The sequence below is a fragment of the Sphingobium sp. FW305-3-2-15-F-TSA7 genome, from assembly GCF_058787155.1.
In genome coordinates, this window is record NZ_JBYSZM010000007.1 from 82,157 (window position 1) to 98,505 (window position 16,349).

Consider the following 16,349-nt stretch of genomic DNA (forward strand, 5'->3'; position numbering starts at 1 on the left):
ATTTCGATAACTTGAGATTATCGATCAGACGAAACCGCCCCGGGAAGCGCGGTACAGGCGTCGCGGATCAACTGCATGACCGCGCGTGCGCCGGGCAGCAGCGAGCTGTGCTGGCGATAAGCGAGACCGACCTGTTCGGGGGGAAAGGCGAAATCGACCTCGAGCGCGACGAGATTGGTCGGGCGGGTGCTGAGCAGGGTGGAGGGCACGACGGTGATCAGATCGGTATTCTGCACCACCGAATCGAACAGGATCACGGTGCTCACGTCGATCGCACTCTGTGGTGGCGGCACCCCGGCATCGAGGAAGGCGCGATTGATGATCTCGCGATGCGACGGCGGATAGTCGGGAATGAGCCACGGAAACCCGGCAAGATCGGCCAGCGACAGATCCTTGCGGCCCACCAGCGGATGACCGGACCGGGTCGCGACGCGCGGTCCGGTCTGGACCAGAGGCTCGAAAGCGAGGCCGAGCGGATCGTTGTTCGCCGGCAGCAGCAGCAGCGCGGTGTCGAGTTCGCCGTCGAGCAGTGCCGCGGTCAGTTCGGCCGAAAAGGCGATCTTGAGCTTCAGCCGCAGGCCCGGCAGCGTCTCCATGACGATACGGGCGACGTCGGCCATCACAGCGCTCATCGTCGGGATCACGCCGATCACGATCGTGCCGCGGGTCAGGCCGCGCATCGCGTCGATCTCCGCCACGGCGCGGCGTACCTCGCTGTCGATCAGCTTGGCATAGCGGAACAGCGTCTCGCCAAAGCGCGTCGGCTCGACGCCGCGGGGCCGCCGGTCGAGCAGAGGCACGCCCAGTTGCGCCTCAAGGCTATGGATCGCCTTGCTCAGCGCGGGCTGCGACACATGCACGGCTTCGGCGGCGGCATGCATCGTCTTGTTCTCGACGCAGGCCATGAAATAGCGCAGCAATCTCAGGTCCATTCATTCCTCCGAGCCCCGATATCCGATCGATGAATAATGAGAGGAAGTGGAGCCTTCGGCAACCAGCGATAACCTCAGCCTATTGCTCCGCGCGCAAGTTTCACTTTTGCCCACCCCCGCCCCTGTCCAAAAGCACGATCAAATAAAGCGACACATGGAGGGGAAGATGGCACTTCAAGTCACGACGACGCGCAGCCGGATGATCGGCGCCGCGTCGGCATTGGCGATAGGATTTGCGGCCGCGCCGGCGCTGGCGCAGGACCGGCCGGCCGACGAAAGCGCGCCGCGCGAAGCCGAGATCGTCGTGACCGCCCAGAAGCGCTCCGAACGGCTTCAGGACGTTCCGATCTCGATCACCGTGGTCAATCCCGAGCTGCTGGAAAGCACCAATGCGCGCAATTTCGCCGAGCTTCAGGGCGTGGTGCCGGGCGTCTTCTTCCACGGCAATTCGGGCGGCGGCCGCACTTATATCACGCTGCGCGGCGCGACCGGCCTGGCGCTCAACACCGGCGACGAACCGGTCGCGGTCTATGTCGACGACATCTATATCGCGCGCGGCGTCACCGTCGGCATGTCCGACCTGCTCGACCTTGGCGGCATCGAGATCGTGCGCGGACCGCAGGGTACGCTGCAGGGCCGCAACGCGACCGCGGGCGCGATCCTGATCCGCAGCGCCGATCCGACCGACGCGCTCAGCGGCTATGTCAACGCCAGCATCGCCGATCCCCTGGAATTCCGGGCGCAGGGTGCTGTCTCGGGTTCGCTCGGCAACGGCCTCGCCGCGCGTTTCGCCGCCGGCTATGTCAACGACCGGGGCTGGGCCTATAATCCCGTCACCGACAAGCATATCGGCGGCGCGGAAAGCGTCCAGTCGCGCCTCGTGCTCACCTATGAATCCGGCGATTTCGACGCCCGCATCGTCGGCGATTACAGCTGGACCAACAACCAGCCCGCGATCTTCCGCTACGCCAACACCAATTTCAGCACCTTGCCGACGGGCGCGCTGGTCCCGGCAGGCACCGCCACGCCGAACGCGCCGCTGCTGCCCGCCGATCGCAAGGCGATCTTCAAGGACGATATCATCGCGCTCGATCCCGGCACCGATACGACGGTGCGCACCGGCGGCTTCGCGGCGAAGCTGCAATATTCGTTCGGCGGCGTCGATCTCGTCTCGGTCACCGGCTGGCGGCGCGCGCTGGTCGAGGGAACCAACGATTCCGACGGCCTCGCCACCGCGCGCATGGGTTACAACCACAATGACGCCCGCAGCAGCCAGTTCAGCCAGGAACTCCGCCTGCAATCGTCGGGCAACCGGCGCTTCTCATGGATTCTCGGGGCCTATTTCTTCGACGAGAATCAGTTTTACGACGACGATATCTACAATCTGCGCTTCTCGCTGCCGACCAACACCGTCACCAAATATCGCGGCAATCTCGATACCACATCCTATGCCGCCTTTGCCGACGCCACCTTCCGCGTGACCGAACAACTCTCGATCATCGGCGGCATCCGCTACACGCACGACAAGAAGACGCTCGACGCGATCATCCAGCCGACCAATCTCGATACCAAGGTCACGACCACGACGATCTATGCGCCACCCAGCGAAACCTGGACCGACACATCCTATCGCGCGAAGCTCGTCTATCAGCCGTCGCGCGACCTGATGTTCTTCGCGGGCTATGGCCGGGGCTTCCGCGCCGGCGGCTACAACCCCTTCGCGGTGCAACCCTCCTATCAGCCCGAGGTCAACAAGAGCTGGGAAGTCGGCGCCAAGGGCAGCCTGCTCGACCGGGCGCTCAATTTCTCGTTCGCGGCATTCCTGTCCGACTATTCGAACCTCCAGCTGCGCGCGGGCGTGCCGACCGGCGGTGCGATCATCACCAACGCCGCCGAGGCGCGGATCAAGGGCATCGAGCTCGAGCTGGTCGCACGCCCCGGCCCGATGACGCGGCTGACCGGCAACCTCGCTTATACCGACGCCAAATTCACCAGCTTCCCGACGGCGCGCGACACGCTCGATCGCCCGGTGGACGCGACCGGCAACAAGCTGCCACGGACACCAGACTGGCAGTTCTTCGTCCAGGCCGAACAGGATTTCGCACTGGGTGGAGACCTGATGCTGACCGCCGAGGCCAATTACCGCTGGCGCGATCGCATCTATTTCTTCTTCACCGATCAGACCGCCCAGCCCTGGCAGGATCCGGCCAATGGCGAGATCGGCGCGCGGTTGACGGTGAAGCCCAATGACGAAAGCTGGTCATTCTCGGTCTTCGGGACCAATCTGGCCAATGCCCGGATCATCAATACGGCGGCGGTGACCTTCAGCTATCCGCAGGTCGGGCTGAACAAGCCACGCGTGATCGGCGCATCGGCCGCCTTCAAATTCTGACGGGCGGGAGGGAGAACAAGATGGCGGTGTCGCACGAGTTCCGACAGCATTGGCGTACGCTGGCGGGGTGCACCATCGCCGCTTCGATCGGCACGATCGGGCTGCATGCCTATACCAGCGGCGCATTCGTCCACGCACTGACCACCGATGCCGGCTTCACCCGCGACCAGATGTCGCTGGCGACGCTGATCCTGTCGGCCTGCGTCGCGATATGCGCGCCCTTTGCCGGCGTGCTGATGGATCGTTACGGAGCGCTGCGCGTGGTTTCGATCGCGGTGGTGGGCGAAGCGCTCGCCTTTGCATTGCTCGGGCTGATCCCCGCCGATTTCGGCTTCTACGCCGCCGGCATATTGCTGCTCGCGATATTGGGTGTCGGCACCACCCCGCCCGGTTTCGCGCGTATGGTGACGACTCGCTTCGACCGGTCGCGCGGGCTGGCGCTGGGCCTGATGATCAGCGGCCTCGGCATCATGGCGATCACCGGACCGATCTGGGCAACCTGGGTGATCGATCAGTTCGGCTGGCGCGGCGGCTATCTGGTGATGGCCGGGCTCGTCCTGCTGCTCGGCGGGGCCGGCGTGCTGCTGATCCGCAGCGAAGGCGCAACCCATGACGAGAGCGCGAGGCCGTCCCTCAAGACCGGCGATTTCTCGGCACTCCGCCGTCCTTTGTTCTGGATGATGTTGCTCGGTTTCCTTGCTCCGGCCTTTTTCAGCGGCGGCTATCTTCTCCATATGATCACCTTGCTGCGCGAGCGCGGCTTCACGCCGGAGGGCGCAGCGCAAGTCCAGTCATTGATCGGCGTCGCCGTGCTGGCCGGGCGCATGGGGTCGGGCTGGGCGCTCGATCATTTCCCGCCGCAATGGGTGGCGGCGATCGCGTTCCTGATCTCCGGGCTCAGCTGTGCGCTGCTGCTCCAGTCGGATCCGCTGCTTGTCGGCGTCGCCGCGCTGGGGATCGGCCTGACCATCGGTGCCGAACTCGACATCATGGCCTATTTCATCTCGCGCTATTTCGGGCTGGAGAGTTTCGGCCGGCTCTATGCGCTCGCTTATGCCTGCCTGATCACCTCCGCGGGCGCCAGCCCGGTCCTGATCAGCAAGGTCGCGGATCTGGGCGGCGGCTATGCGACGGCGCTGATCGTCTCGATGATCGGCACCGTGGCTGGCGCCGTGATCCTGATGACGCTGCCCAATCCGACGCGGGTCGAGCGCGAGCCGTCCGACAGCCCGGTGGCCGCGCGTGCCTGACCCGGGTGGACGTCTCACCGGCAAGGTAGCGCTCGTCACCGGCGGTGCGTCGGGCATCGGTGCCGCAACGGCCAGCCTGTTCGAGGCCGAAGGCGCGACGGTCTGGCGCGGCGATATATGCGGCGCCGGCACGCTCGATCTCGACGTCACCAGCGAAGCGGCCTGGTCATCCGCATTCGACAGGATCCGCGAAGAGGATGGCGGCCTCGATATCCTCGTCAATGCCGCGGGCATCGCATCCGCCGGCGCGGACGACGCCCCTGCCCTCGCAACCGTCACGCTCGACCATTGGCGTCGCGTCTTCGCCGTCAATGTCGACGGCACGCTGCTCGGCTGTCAGGCGGCGATGCGCAGCATGGGCCGCGAACGGCCGGGCACGATCGTCAACATCGCATCGAGCGCAGCAGCGGCGCCGAGCCCGGCGCTCGCCGCCTATGGCGCATCCAAGGCCGCGGTGGTCCAGCTGACGCAAAGCGTCGCCGCTGCCGCAGCACTTTCCGGCGCGCGGCTGCGCTGCAACTGCCTGATGCCCGGCATGGCCGAGACGCCGATGACCGGCGGGATGCCGCCCGACTATCGCGACGCCTGGATCGCGCAGATCCCCGAGGGCCGCTTTGCCGATGCCGAGGAGGTCGCGCAGGCCATATTGTTCCTGGCGAGCGACATGGCGTCCTACATCAACGGCACCGCGTTGCGCGTCGATGGCGGCTTGCTCAGCCGCCCGATCGTCGCGGCGCGCCGCGAACTTTAGGCCGGCTGGGCTTCCGCCACTCGAGCCCGTGCCGCGGCAAACCAGGGGATCATGCGGGAGATGGCATCTTCGACACGGTCGGTGGAGACCGCGAAGCTGAAGCGCATGAAGCGGTGCCCCTCGACCGGATCGAAATCCACGCCGGGTGCGGTCGCGACACCGGTATCCTCGAGCAGCCTGGTGCAGAATGCCAGGCTGTCGTCGGTCAGGTCGCCGACATCGGCATAGATGTAGAAGGCACCGTCAGGCGGCGCGATGCTGGTCAGGCCGAGCGCGGGCAATGCGGCGAGCATCAGGTCGCGATTGCGGCGATAGGTTTCGACATGTCCCTCCAGCTCTTCGCGGCAGTCGAAGGCGGCAAGTCCGGCATGCTGGCTGAGCGAAGGCGGGGTCAGGAACATATTGCTCATCCGCGCGCGCGCCGCGCCGACCAGCGCGGGGGGCACGACCAGCCAGCCGAGCCGCCAGCCCGCCATGCTGAAATATTTGGAGAAGCTGTTGACGACCAGCGCTTCGGGCTCGTCCTGCAGGATCGAGCGCGCCTGGCCGGCATAGGTGAGCCCATGATAGATTTCGTCGGAGATGATGCGGATGCCGCGTGCGCGGCAGACTTCGACGATCGCGCGCATCTCGTCTTCGGGGATGATCGTGCCGGTGGGATTGGCCGGGCTCGCGACGATCACGCCGTCGGGCGCCGGATCGATCGCGGCGATGGCGTCGGCGGAGATCTGGAACCGCTCCTCGGCGCCGCAGGCCACCTCGATCGGCACCATGTGCATCGCCTTCAGCGTGTTGCGATAGGCGACATAGCCCGGCCGCGCGAGCGCGACCCGTGCACCCGGCGCGAAGGCACAGCTCAATGCGAGCACGAAGGCGGGCGACGCGCCGCACGTGAGGATGAGCTGCGCGGGCTCGATCGCGACGCCATAGGTCTCGTGATAATGGCGCGCGATCCGTTCCTTTAGCGCCTGATTCTCCCAATAGCCCATGCCGTCGGTGTCGAGCACGCGGTGCGCGACAGCGATCGCCTTGGTCGGCGCGCCGGTGGAGGGCTGGCCGAATTCCATATGGATCACCGATCGTCCCTCGGCGGTCATACGGTGCGCGAGCGTGCTGATCGTCATCGCGTGGAACAGATCGATCTGGGCGGTCATGCGGTCATTCCTGCAGATAGGTGTGGTCAGATGCCGCCATCGACCGGATCGCGCCCCAGCACGGCCAGTGCCTCGGCAAGCGCGGCGGCACAGGCGGCCAGCGAGTCGGAATCGGTCGAACGGATCACGAAATTGGAGCCGGTGCGGCCCTCGCGGAAAAAGGGGTAGCTGCCGATCTGGCAACCCGGATGCGCGCGCTCGGTCGCGCCCAGCATCTCCGCGATTTCGCTTTCGGCGACCCAGCAACCGATGACATGCGACAGCAGCGGGCGGCCACCCTCGATCGTGCCGGTCAGCGCATCGAGCATGCCCGCGGTGATGGCGGGCACGCCGGCCATGATGAAGACATTGCCGACGCGGATGCCCGGTGCCCCGGACGTGCGGTTTTCGATCAGCTCGGCCCCTTCGGGCACGCGCGCCATGCGCAGCCGCGCCTCGGTGAGCCCGCCGCGCGTCGCGTAATACCCCTCCAGCGCCGCGCGCGCGCGCGGATGGATGATCACGCCGACACCAAGCGCCGCGGCGATCGCATCGACGGTGATATCGTCATGGGTCGGGCCGATCCCGCCGGTGGTGAAGAGATAGTCGTTGCGCGCGCGCAATTGGTTGACCGCCTCGACGATCGCGTCCTCGCGGTCGGCGACGACGCGCACCTCGGCCAGGCGGATGCCCTGGAGATTGAGCCACAGCCCGATCTGCGCGACATTCTTGTCCTGCGTGCGACCGGACAGGATCTCGTCCCCGATCACGCACAGCCCCGCAGTCCAGATACGTTCCCCGCTCATCGCCCTGCCCTTAGAGCCTGATCGGCCACCGCGCAAAGGGGCGCGAGTGCAGCGACGACAAATTCCGCTTCGTTGTTTTCAAACCCGCGCCGCGCTATATTCCCCCCATGACCGAATATGTGATGGCCGAGGATCTCGGCACGCTCTCGCGCAATGGCGCGATCAAGCTGCATGGCCCCGCGGGTTTCGAGGGGATGCACAAGGCTGGCCGACTGGCCGCCGAAATTCTCGACGCATTGGTGCCGCATGTCGAGCCTGGCGTCACCACCGGCGAGATCGACGATATCGTGCGCGAACATATGCTGCGCGGCGGCGGCATTCCCGCGACGCTTAATTATCGCGGCTATACGCATAGCTGCTGTACCTCGATCAATCATGTGATCTGCCACGGCATTCCTGGCGACCGGGTGCTGCGCGACGGCGATATCGTCAATATCGACGTGACCCCGATCGTCGACGGATGGCATGGCGACACCAGCCGCATGTATCTGGTCGGCGACGTGCCGATCAAGGCCCGGCGCCTGGTCGACATCACCTATGACTGCATGATGCTCGGCATCGAACAGGCAAGACCCGGCAACCGGATGGGCGACATCGCTCATGCGATCCAGAGCTATGCCGAGAAATACCGCTATGGCGTCGTCCGCGATTTCTGCGGCCATGGCCTCGGCCAGCTGTTCCACGACGCGCCCGAAGTCGTCCATGCCGGGCGCCCCGGCACCGGCCCGGAGTTGCGCCCCGGCATGTTCTTCACGATCGAGCCGATGATCAATATCGGCAAGCCGTCGGTGAAGATGCTCGACGATGGCTGGACGGCGGTGACGCGCGACAAGACGCTGTCGGCGCAGTTCGAACATTCGATCGGCATCACCGAAACCGGCTGCGAGATCTTCACCGAAAGCCCGAAGGGGCTCCACCGCCCGCCTTATTGAGGCGTGCGGACAGGGCGAGGCAGCCGATGCCGAGCCAGCTTCCGACAATGGGGCTCATCCCGATGCCGAGCAAAGGCACGGGAAAGGCGCCGATCGCCGGCGCCAGCATCGTCAGCAGCATATAGACGGAAAGCGCCAGCGCAGGGTTGCGGGTCTGCGGATCCTCTCGCCACACCAGCACTGCCGGGGCCGCAGCGCTCGCGATCAAAGCAGCAGCGCCAAGAAACGCCAGAGCGGGTGAAACAGCCCAGGCCAACGCCATGATGCCCTCGACCTCCGGTACCGGTCGCAAGGGATCGGGGCGTAACCACGCCGCAATCGCCAATCCCACACCAAGTGCGCTTGCAGCGCCGCCCCATCTGCCGCGTCCTTGCAAGACAAGGATCGACGCGATCGCAAACGCCGTTGCCTGCGACGCATCGGGCTGTGCGACGAGCACCGCCAAGATCGCCACGGCAACCAGTGGCGCCAGGGCAGACGATGCGAGCACCACGATCGCCGCGGGCAACAACAGTGCCGCAACATTGACCTGCACCGGCCCCAGCGTCAGCCAACGATGAACGCCTTCAAGGCCCGGCGCCACGAGCGTCACCGCGAGCAACGACGTGATCGCGACCAGCCACAAGCCTGGCGACATATGGCGCATGCGCATCGTGACGGCTGCCGCGACCGCAGCGCCCGCCAGCCACGCCGCGGGATTGCGGATCCAGATCCCCATCGGAACATCCGCCCCCGCCGCGGCCACGCATCCCAGCGCAACCGCCAGGCCGGACGCCAACGCAAAGCTGGGCAGAATCCGATTCATATCGCCGCGGGAACCCGTCGACAGATGAACGCCATCCGCTTCACTCACTGCCAGCCGCGCGGCGCGCCGCATTGGCCGCATCATGCGCCATGCGGATCGGCACCGGCAGGCGGCGGCCGTCGCACAGGCGCAGCACCCACTCGATCGCGGTATCGAGCGAGATGCGGTGGCCGGTGCTGACATAGATGGGCAGCGCTTTTGCCCGTGTGCGCAACGCCATGCCGACCATTTCGCCGCGATCGACCAAAGGTGCACGGCTGCCGGGCGCCTGATCCAGCTCGCCCTCCACCCGGCCGCACAGGATCGTCTTGGCGCAGCCGATCGTCGGCACGTCGAGCAGCACGCCGAGGTGGGTCGCGATGCCGCAGCGGCGCGGGTGCGAAATGCCGTGGCCGTCGACCAGGATCAGGTCGGGCTTGTCGGCCAGCTTCTCCCATGCCTGGATCAACACCGGGGATTCGCGAAAACCCAGATAGCCGGGAACATAGGGGATATCGGGAATATCGGTCACGCACGCGGGCGCGATGGCGTCGCCCGGCGGCCATGCCATCGGCGCGATCGCCGCATGGATCGGCCCGCGACTGTCGCGCCACTTCATAGAGGTATCGGCGCCCGCGATCCGGCGGACGGGGTCGATCCGATCCATCCTCTCCGCCACGGCGGCGATCTCGCGTTGCGCCACGGTCGCGGCGGCTATGCCCTCGGGCTTGATCCAGCTGGGCTGCATATCGCCAAGATCGTCCATGCACGCCCCCGGCACAAGGTCCGCATCGAAACATTGCCCTTTTTTTGGGCAGTATCGCGATCATGCTGCATATTGCAGCAGCGATTGTGCGGTGCGACATAGGGTTTGCGGCCAAGGCGAGCGAATCGCCGATTGGCACGGTTATTGAAAGACGCGCGTTGCGTTCAGCATTGGGGAGGTCGGGGAGCGCCGATGAAGAAGATCGAAGCGATCATCAAGCCGTTCAAGCTCGATGAGGTGAAGGAAGCGCTTCACGAAGTCGGCGTGTCGGGCATCACCGTCACCGAGGCGAAGGGATTCGGGCGCCAGAAAGGGCATACGGAGCTCTATCGCGGGGCGGAATATGTCGTCGATTTTCTTCCCAAGGTGAAGCTGGAAGTCGTCGTCGAGGATTCGCTGGCCGACCGTGTGGTCGAGGCCATCGCGTCCGCGGCCCAGACGGGCCGGATCGGCGACGGCAAGATCTTCGTGATCCCCGTCGAGACCGCGCTCCGCATCCGGACCGGTGAACGGGACGGCGACGCCATCTGATCGATGCCGAACGTCAATGAGGGGTCGGCGCTCTGCCAGCCCCCGCTATGCTTTGCAGGAAGGTGAAAAACGATATGGCCAACGACGCCGCAACGATTCTGAAGATGGTGAAGGACCAGGAGATCGAATGGATCGATCTGCGCTTCACGGACCCAAAGGGGAAGTGGCAGCACCTGACCATGGTCGCCGGTGCGGTCGGCGAGGACGAACTGACCGACGGTCTGATGTTCGACGGTTCGTCGATCGAGGGCTGGAAGGCGATCAACGAGTCCGACATGATCCTGAAGCCCGATCTGGACGCGGTCTATGTCGATCCCTTCTCGGCCACGCCGATGCTGATCCTGTTCTGCGACATCGTCGAACCGGGCACCGGTGAGCTTTATACGCGCGATCCGCGTTCGACCGCCAAGCGCGCCGAAGCCTATGTGAAGTCGATCGGGATCGGCGACACCGTCTATGTCGGCCCCGAGGCCGAGTTCTTCATGTTCGACGATGTCCGTTTCGAGAGTGGCTACAACACCAGCTATTACAAGATCGACGATATCGAGCTGCCGACCAACACCGGCACCAAATATGAGACCGGCAACCTGGCCCACCGTCCGCGCGCCAAGGGCGGCTATTTCCCCGTCGCGCCGGTGGACTCGGCGGTCGACATCCGCGGCGAGATGGTTTCGACCATGCTCGAAATGGGCCTGCCCTGCGACAAGCATCACCATGAGGTGGCCGCCGCGCAGCACGAACTGGGCCTGACCTTCGGCACGCTGGTGACCACCGCCGACCGGATGCAGATCTACAAGTACGTCGTCCACATGGTCGCCAATGCCTATGGCAAGACCGCGACGTTCATGCCCAAGCCGATCAAGGAAGACAACGGATCGGGGATGCATACCCACATCTCGATCTGGGAAAAGGGCAAGCCCCTGTTCGCGGGCGACGGCTATGCCGGCCTCAGCGACATGTGCCTCTATTTCATCGGCGGCGTCATCAAGCACGCCAAGGCGCTCAACGCCTTCACCAACCCGACCACCAACAGCTACAAGCGGCTGGTGCCGGGTTATGAGGCACCGGTGCTGCTCGCCTATTCGAGCCGCAACCGCTCCGCTTCGTGCCGCATCCCCTATGGGACCGGCAGCAAGGCGAAGCGCGTCGAATTCCGTTTCCCCGATGCGCTGGCCAATCCGTATCTCTGCTACGCATCGCTGCTGATGGCCGGCCTCGACGGCATCCAGAACAAGATCCACCCGGGCGATCCGATGGACAAGAATCTGTACGACCTGCCGCCCGAGGAACTGGCCGAAGTGCCCACCGTCTGCGCGTCGCTGCGCGAGGCGCTGGAGTCGCTGACCGCGGACATGGACTTCCTGCTCAAGGGCGACGTGTTCACCCGCGACCAGATCGAAGCCTATATCGAGCTCAAATATGAGGACGTCGCCCGTTGGGAGATGACCCCGAGCCCGGTCGAATACGACATGTACTACAGCGCCTGACGCTTTCCGTAACGTCAAGTCGGGAGAACCCCGGGAGCCAGCCGCTTCCGGGGTTTTCTTTTGCCCGTCGAACCTCCATCTCATGCGTCAACCCCGGAAGCGCGTGACGAAAGGACGAGGCATGCAGAGCTATCTCAACCAGTATATCGACGGGAAATGGGTCGCGAGCGAAGGCGGCACGCGTCATAAGGTGATCGACCCGGCCACCGAGGAACCCTGCACGGAGATCACGCTGGGCAGCCGCGCCGATGTCGACAAGGCAGTGGATGCAGCGCGCCGTGCGTTCGACAGCTTCTCACGCACCAGCGTCGACGAGCGCATCGCCCTGCTCGAACGCATCCTGGCCGAATATAAGACGCGTGCGCCCGACATCGCCCGCGCCATCGCCACCGAAATGGGCTGCCCGATCTCGATGGCGCAGACCGCTCAGGTCGGATCGGGCATCGGCCATTTCATGGCGGCGATCACCGCGCTCAAGGAATTTGAGTTCGAAGAGACGATCGGCGGCAACAAGGTGGTGCATGAGCCGATCGGCGTCGTCGCGCTGATCACGCCGTGGAACTGGCCGATGAACCAGATCGCGGCCAAGGTCGCCCCCGCGCTGGCCGCTGGCAACACGATGATCCTGAAGCCTTCGGAGGAAGCACCGTCCTGCGCCGCGATCTTCGCCGAGGTGATGGATGCCGCAGGCGTGCCGGCTGGCGTGTTCAACCTGATTCAGGGCGACGGCCCCACCGTCGGCACCGCCTTGTCCGAACATCCCGGCATCGACATGGTGAGCTTCACCGGATCGACGCGCGCCGGCATCATGGTGGCGAAGGCCGCGGCCGACACGGTCAAGCGCGTCCATCAGGAACTGGGCGGCAAATCGCCCAACATCATTCTCGAAGGCGCGCCGCTCGACAAGGCGGTGCCCGCCGGACTGATGAGCGTGATGCTCAATTCGGGACAGAGCTGCATCGCACCCGCGCGGATGCTGGTCCACAAGTCGCAGCATGCCGAGGCGGTCGAGGTCGCCAAGGCGGCGCTGGCCCGCACCGTCACCGGTGATCCGCAGGCCGAGGGCCGCCATATCGGCCCCGTCGTCAACAAGGCGCAGTTCGACAAGATCCAGGGATTGATCCAGAAGGGCATGGAGGAAGGCGCGACTTTGGTCACCGGCGGCCCCGGCCGTCCCGACGGCGTCGATCGCGGCTATTATGTCCGCCCGACCCTGTTCGCCAATGTCACCAACGACATGACGATCGCACGCGAGGAGATTTTCGGCCCCGTCGTCACCATCATCCCGTACGAGGATGATGAGGACGCGATCCGCATCGCCAACGACACCAATTACGGCCTGTCCGCCGTCGTCTCGGGCGATCCGGCCAAGGCCCGCGCCTTCGTCCCCCGTCTGCGCGCCGGCATGGTCTATGTGAACGCCGGCAACCCCGACCCCAATGTCGCATTCGGCGGTTACAAACAGTCGGGTAACGGCCGCGAATATGGCAAGTTCGGGCTGGCCGAGTTCATGGAGATCAAATCGGTGATCGGCGACCTGGGCTGACGGAAGCGGGGGGGACAATCGCCGATATGATTGTCCGCCCCGCTCCAGACCGCGATTTCAGAATTTCAGCCGCACGCCGGCATAGAAGCGTCGGCCATAGGGATCATAGACGTCGGCGGTCTCGACGCCCGCGATGCTCGACGCGAAGCCCGCGGGAATGAGCGGCGGATTGCGATCGAACAGGTTGTTGACCCCGAAATAGGCCTCGTAGTTCCGCTTCTGGCCGATCGCGTAGCGGAGCTGGATGTCGTGATAGAAGACATCACCCACACGGTTCAGCCCCTCGAGATATTCCTTGTCCGCGCCCGACGCGACATAACCGAGCCGATCCTGGATCTTGCCCATATAGGTGACCTGCCAGCTCGCGGTGAGACCGCCGGCCTTATATGCGATCCGCGCGCTCGCCTTGTTCTTGAAGCCGGTGCCGAGCCGGCCCGCCGCGTAGAGCTGCCCAAGATTCTCCTCGATCGGCCCGCCCTTGAACGACTGTTTCTCCAGCGCGAGCAACCGCGTGTAGAGCAGGTTGACGCTGATATTGTCGTCCTCCGACAGGCCCAGCGGACGGCTGTAGTTCAGGTTGAAATCCAACCCCCGCGTCTTGATGCTCGCCACGTTCATCAGCGTGGTGGACATGGTATAGAGCTTGCCGGTCGGGAAGCGCTCGATCTGGCTGCAATAGACCGGATCGCCGGTTTCGATGCAGCGATTGACCAGGATCTGCGCGGGCAGCGAACCGACCGCACCGTCGACCTTGATGTCGAAATAATCGACCGACAGGCTAAAACCCGGAATGGCACGCGGCGTCAGCACGGCGCCGAGCGTCAGCGTCTTGGCGGTTTCCTCGCGCAGATTGGGATTGCCGCCTTCGGTGATGCCCATCCAGTTGAGGTCGAACGACGTGTAGGTGAAGGCACCGCCATTCGCCGCGGCTTCCTGCAGCAGCCCCGGTATCGCCCGGCAGGTCGCATCCTGCGGACGGCTGCTGGTGGCCGTCGTGCCCGCGCAGGGATCGATGACCGTCGCCCCGCTCGCTCCGCCGGTGATGCTGGCATAAAGCTCCGCGACATTGGGTGCGCGATTGGCCTCGGCATAATTGGCGCGGAAGCGCAATCCGCGGATCGGCGCATATTCCAGGCCGGCATTCCAGCTCAGCACGGTTCCGACGGTCGAATAGTCCGAATAGCGCGCCGCCGCGGTGACGCCGAGATATTCGAAGACGGGGCGACCGGCGAGGATCGGCACATTGACCTCGCCGAACACTTCCTTGACGTCGAACTGGCCGGCGAGATCGTCATAGGCCGCACCGGTGCCGTCGCCACGATTGGTGATGTCATCCCAGTCGGTCGTGCTCTTTTCCTTGCGATACTCGCCGCCGATCGCGATGCCGAGATCGCCCGCGGGCAAGGTCAGCAGGCTGCCGGTCAGGCTGGCGGAGACGACATGCTGGGTGTTCTTGATATGCGCGTAGCGGGGAACGGTGACATAATTCGCGCCCGGCTGCGTGACGGTGTTGAAACCGAACAGGTTGATCGGCACGCAACCCGCCGCACGTGCCGCGGCATCGCGGCAGACGACCTGGTTGGTCCCGGGATCGAAGATCGAATCGAGTGCGGCGCGATAGCGGGGCGCATCGATATCCTGCGTATTCGTCCGATCCTTCATGCTGCCGAAGACGTAGGAGAGTTCGTATTTCCAGTTATTGGCGATCTCGCCGCGAAGCCCGGCGGCGACGCGCCAGGTGTCGCGCTCGTTCACGTTGCTGCGGTTGTACACTTCGTTCTGGCGACGCCGGAACTGGATCGCCTTGATGTCGTTCGCCGGATCGGCATCGGCGTTGCGCGCGGTGATCAGGCTCTGGATCGACGCCGGAATATAGGCGTTGGTGATCGGCATGCCGAGCTCGCCATCCTTGTAGATGAAGCTCCAGTCGAACGAATAGGCTTCGAGCAATGCCGAGGATTTGACCTTGCCATAGGTCGGTTCGACAAAGGCGGTCAGCTTGTCCGAAATCTCGTAGCGCAGGTTCGCCGATACGATGTAGCGCTCCACCGGGAGTGAGATGCGCCGATCCCCGTTGCGATTATAGGCCAGCGCCTGCGGGAAGCCGAGGACGAGCGCGTTGCTCTGGTCGAAGGTGAAGACCTGGGCGCTGCCCGTCGCGGTGCGCAGGTCGAAACGGCCCTGCGGCGCATAGGAACTATAGGCGGGAACGCCGACCAGCGCGAGCGAGCGATCCTCGCTCGAGATCTTGCGGTTTCTGGACAACAGCCCTTCGTCGGACTCGTGAGTGAAGTTGATGGCGATCCGGCCACGATCGTCGGCTCCCCAGCTGGTTCCGCCGGTGACGCTGACCAGATAGCGCGGATTGTCGCCGCGCGACGTGAGGCCATATTCGGCGCGCGCTGTGATGCCGTCGATCTTGTCCTTGAGCACGAAATTGACGACGCCCGCGACGGCGTCGGATCCGTAAATGGCGGACGTTCCGCCGGTCACGACTTCGACGCGCTCGACGAAATCGGTCGGGATATTGTTGAGATCGACGGCCGAGGTGCCCGAGAAGCCGGCGACGAAGCGCCGCCCATTGACCAGCACGAGCGTGCGGCTGGGGCCGAGATTGCGCAGATCGACCGAAGCGGCGCCATTGCCGGTGGCGGAGAAGTTCGAATTGGAACGCGTCGTGCCGATGCCGACCTGCGGCATCTCGCGCAGCACGTCCTGGATGTTCGACGCGCCATCCTGCTCCAGTGCCGCGGCGTTGAGCACCGCGATCGGAATATTGGCATCGATATCCGGGCGCGCGATGCGCGATCCCGTCACCACGATGGCTTCCGCGGAATCGGCGGTATCGGCCGCCGTGGCGTCGCCCTGGGCGAGCGCCGGGCTCACGGTTCCGATCGCGACGACGAACGCCGCACCGTTCGCCAGCAATTTGGTCTTGATCAGTTTCCTACGCATCATCAGAGTCCCCTTATTGGCCAAAGCGGCGCGCAGCAGGGCGTCCGTCCCGCGCAGGTGCACGGATCCGCCCTCCCCGAAGCG

At 64.9% G+C, this 16,349-nt stretch carries 13 protein-coding genes; 7 read left to right on the plus strand and 6 right to left on the minus strand.

The genetic code is table 11. The annotated features are described in order from the left end of the window. Positions 1-17: 17 nt before the first annotated feature. Complete coding sequence (locus AC3WN8_RS07205) at positions 18-932, minus strand: LysR family transcriptional regulator (RefSeq protein ID WP_492668718.1); 915 nt, start codon at positions 930-932, stop codon at positions 18-20. 166 nt (positions 933-1,098) lie between these two features. On the opposite strand from AC3WN8_RS07205, the gene AC3WN8_RS07210 reads away from it, so the two are divergent. From AC3WN8_RS07210 to AC3WN8_RS07220, 3 genes are read left to right on the plus strand one after another with little or no spacing between them, the layout of a single operon-like run. After that, entirely contained in the window at positions 1,099-3,324 is a 2,226-nt protein-coding gene (locus AC3WN8_RS07210; protein WP_492668719.1) for a TonB-dependent receptor, read from the plus strand. A 20-nt stretch (positions 3,325-3,344) separates the two neighbouring features. Further along, positions 3,345-4,574, plus strand: a complete 1,230-nt coding sequence (locus AC3WN8_RS07215; RefSeq protein ID WP_492668720.1) for an MFS transporter — start codon at positions 3,345-3,347, stop codon at positions 4,572-4,574. Beyond that, entirely contained in the window at positions 4,567-5,325 is a 759-nt protein-coding gene (locus tag AC3WN8_RS07220; RefSeq protein WP_492668721.1) for an SDR family NAD(P)-dependent oxidoreductase, read from the plus strand. The genes AC3WN8_RS07215 and AC3WN8_RS07220 overlap by 8 nt, the downstream gene beginning before the upstream one ends. Here AC3WN8_RS07220 and AC3WN8_RS07225 read toward each other — a convergent pair. Then, positions 5,322-6,479, minus strand: coding sequence for a pyridoxal phosphate-dependent aminotransferase (locus tag AC3WN8_RS07225; protein WP_492668722.1), 1,158 nt, complete (start codon positions 6,477-6,479; stop codon positions 5,322-5,324). The two genes, AC3WN8_RS07220 and AC3WN8_RS07225, sit on opposite strands and share 4 nt — an antisense overlap. Positions 6,480-6,505: 26 nt before the next feature. Further along, on the minus strand, positions 6,506-7,264 hold the full coding sequence (locus AC3WN8_RS07230; RefSeq protein ID WP_492668723.1) for a competence/damage-inducible protein A: 759 nt from the start codon (positions 7,262-7,264) through the stop codon (positions 6,506-6,508). Positions 7,265-7,371: 107 nt separating this feature from the next. Here AC3WN8_RS07230 and map point away from each other — a divergent pair, with 107 nt between their 5' ends. Next, positions 7,372-8,196: a type I methionyl aminopeptidase gene (gene map / locus AC3WN8_RS07235; protein WP_492668724.1), complete on the plus strand. Its 825-nt coding sequence runs from the start codon at positions 7,372-7,374 to the stop codon at positions 8,194-8,196. On the opposite strand, the gene AC3WN8_RS07240 is transcribed toward map, so the two are convergent. Next, positions 8,156-9,073 (minus strand): hypothetical protein, encoded by a 918-nt coding sequence (locus tag AC3WN8_RS07240; RefSeq protein ID WP_492668725.1) that lies wholly within the window; start codon positions 9,071-9,073, stop codon positions 8,156-8,158. The two genes, map and AC3WN8_RS07240, sit on opposite strands and share 41 nt — an antisense overlap. Continuing rightward, on the minus strand, positions 9,042-9,746 hold the full coding sequence (locus AC3WN8_RS07245; protein WP_492668726.1) for an endonuclease V: 705 nt from the start codon (positions 9,744-9,746) through the stop codon (positions 9,042-9,044). The genes AC3WN8_RS07240 and AC3WN8_RS07245 overlap by 32 nt, the downstream gene beginning before the upstream one ends. A 192-nt stretch (positions 9,747-9,938) precedes the next feature. Here AC3WN8_RS07245 and AC3WN8_RS07250 point away from each other — a divergent pair, with 192 nt between their 5' ends. The 3 genes from AC3WN8_RS07250 to AC3WN8_RS07260 all read left to right on the plus strand — a co-directional run bounded on the left by AC3WN8_RS07250 (position 9,939) and on the right by AC3WN8_RS07260 (position 13,310). Further along, entirely contained in the window at positions 9,939-10,277 is a 339-nt protein-coding gene (locus AC3WN8_RS07250; protein ID WP_222992875.1) for a P-II family nitrogen regulator, read from the plus strand. Positions 10,278-10,351: 74 nt separating this feature from the next. Next, positions 10,352-11,764 (plus strand): type I glutamate--ammonia ligase, encoded by a 1,413-nt coding sequence (gene glnA / locus AC3WN8_RS07255; protein ID WP_492668727.1) that lies wholly within the window; start codon positions 10,352-10,354, stop codon positions 11,762-11,764. 121 nt (positions 11,765-11,885) lie between these two features. Then, a complete protein-coding gene (locus tag AC3WN8_RS07260; RefSeq protein WP_492668728.1) occupies positions 11,886-13,310 on the plus strand; it encodes an aldehyde dehydrogenase family protein in 1,425 nt (474 codons plus the stop codon). A gap of 57 nt (positions 13,311-13,367) precedes the next feature. On the opposite strand, the gene AC3WN8_RS07265 is transcribed toward AC3WN8_RS07260, so the two are convergent. Continuing rightward, positions 13,368-16,268 (minus strand): TonB-dependent receptor domain-containing protein, encoded by a 2,901-nt coding sequence (locus AC3WN8_RS07265; RefSeq protein ID WP_492668729.1) that lies wholly within the window; start codon positions 16,266-16,268, stop codon positions 13,368-13,370. Between the last annotated feature and the right edge of the window lie 81 nt (positions 16,269-16,349).

What these genes read in the sequence shown, in the direction of transcription:
- AC3WN8_RS07205 (WP_492668718.1), bottom strand. Translation starts at nt 932, where the DNA reads ATGGACCTGAGATTGCTGCGCTATTTCATGGCCTGCGTCGAGAACAAG.
- AC3WN8_RS07225 (WP_492668722.1), bottom strand. Translation starts at nt 6,479, where the DNA reads ATGACCGCCCAGATCGATCTGTTCCACGCGATGACGATCAGCACGCTC.
- map (WP_492668724.1), top strand. Translation starts at nt 7,372, where the DNA reads ATGACCGAATATGTGATGGCCGAGGATCTCGGCACGCTCTCGCGCAAT.
- AC3WN8_RS07215 (WP_492668720.1), top strand. Translation starts at nt 3,345, where the DNA reads ATGGCGGTGTCGCACGAGTTCCGACAGCATTGGCGTACGCTGGCGGGG.
- AC3WN8_RS07245 (WP_492668726.1), bottom strand. Translation starts at nt 9,746, where the DNA reads ATGGACGATCTTGGCGATATGCAGCCCAGCTGGATCAAGCCCGAGGGC.
- AC3WN8_RS07240 (WP_492668725.1), bottom strand. Translation starts at nt 9,073, where the DNA reads ATGCGGCGCGCCGCGCGGCTGGCAGTGAGTGAAGCGGATGGCGTTCAT.
- AC3WN8_RS07230 (WP_492668723.1), bottom strand. Translation starts at nt 7,264, where the DNA reads ATGAGCGGGGAACGTATCTGGACTGCGGGGCTGTGCGTGATCGGGGAC.
- AC3WN8_RS07265 (WP_492668729.1), bottom strand. Translation starts at nt 16,268, where the DNA reads ATGATGCGTAGGAAACTGATCAAGACCAAATTGCTGGCGAACGGTGCG.
- AC3WN8_RS07210 (WP_492668719.1), top strand. Translation starts at nt 1,099, where the DNA reads ATGGCACTTCAAGTCACGACGACGCGCAGCCGGATGATCGGCGCCGCG.
- AC3WN8_RS07250 (WP_222992875.1), top strand. Translation starts at nt 9,939, where the DNA reads ATGAAGAAGATCGAAGCGATCATCAAGCCGTTCAAGCTCGATGAGGTG.
- AC3WN8_RS07260 (WP_492668728.1), top strand. Translation starts at nt 11,886, where the DNA reads ATGCAGAGCTATCTCAACCAGTATATCGACGGGAAATGGGTCGCGAGC.
- glnA (WP_492668727.1), top strand. Translation starts at nt 10,352, where the DNA reads ATGGCCAACGACGCCGCAACGATTCTGAAGATGGTGAAGGACCAGGAG.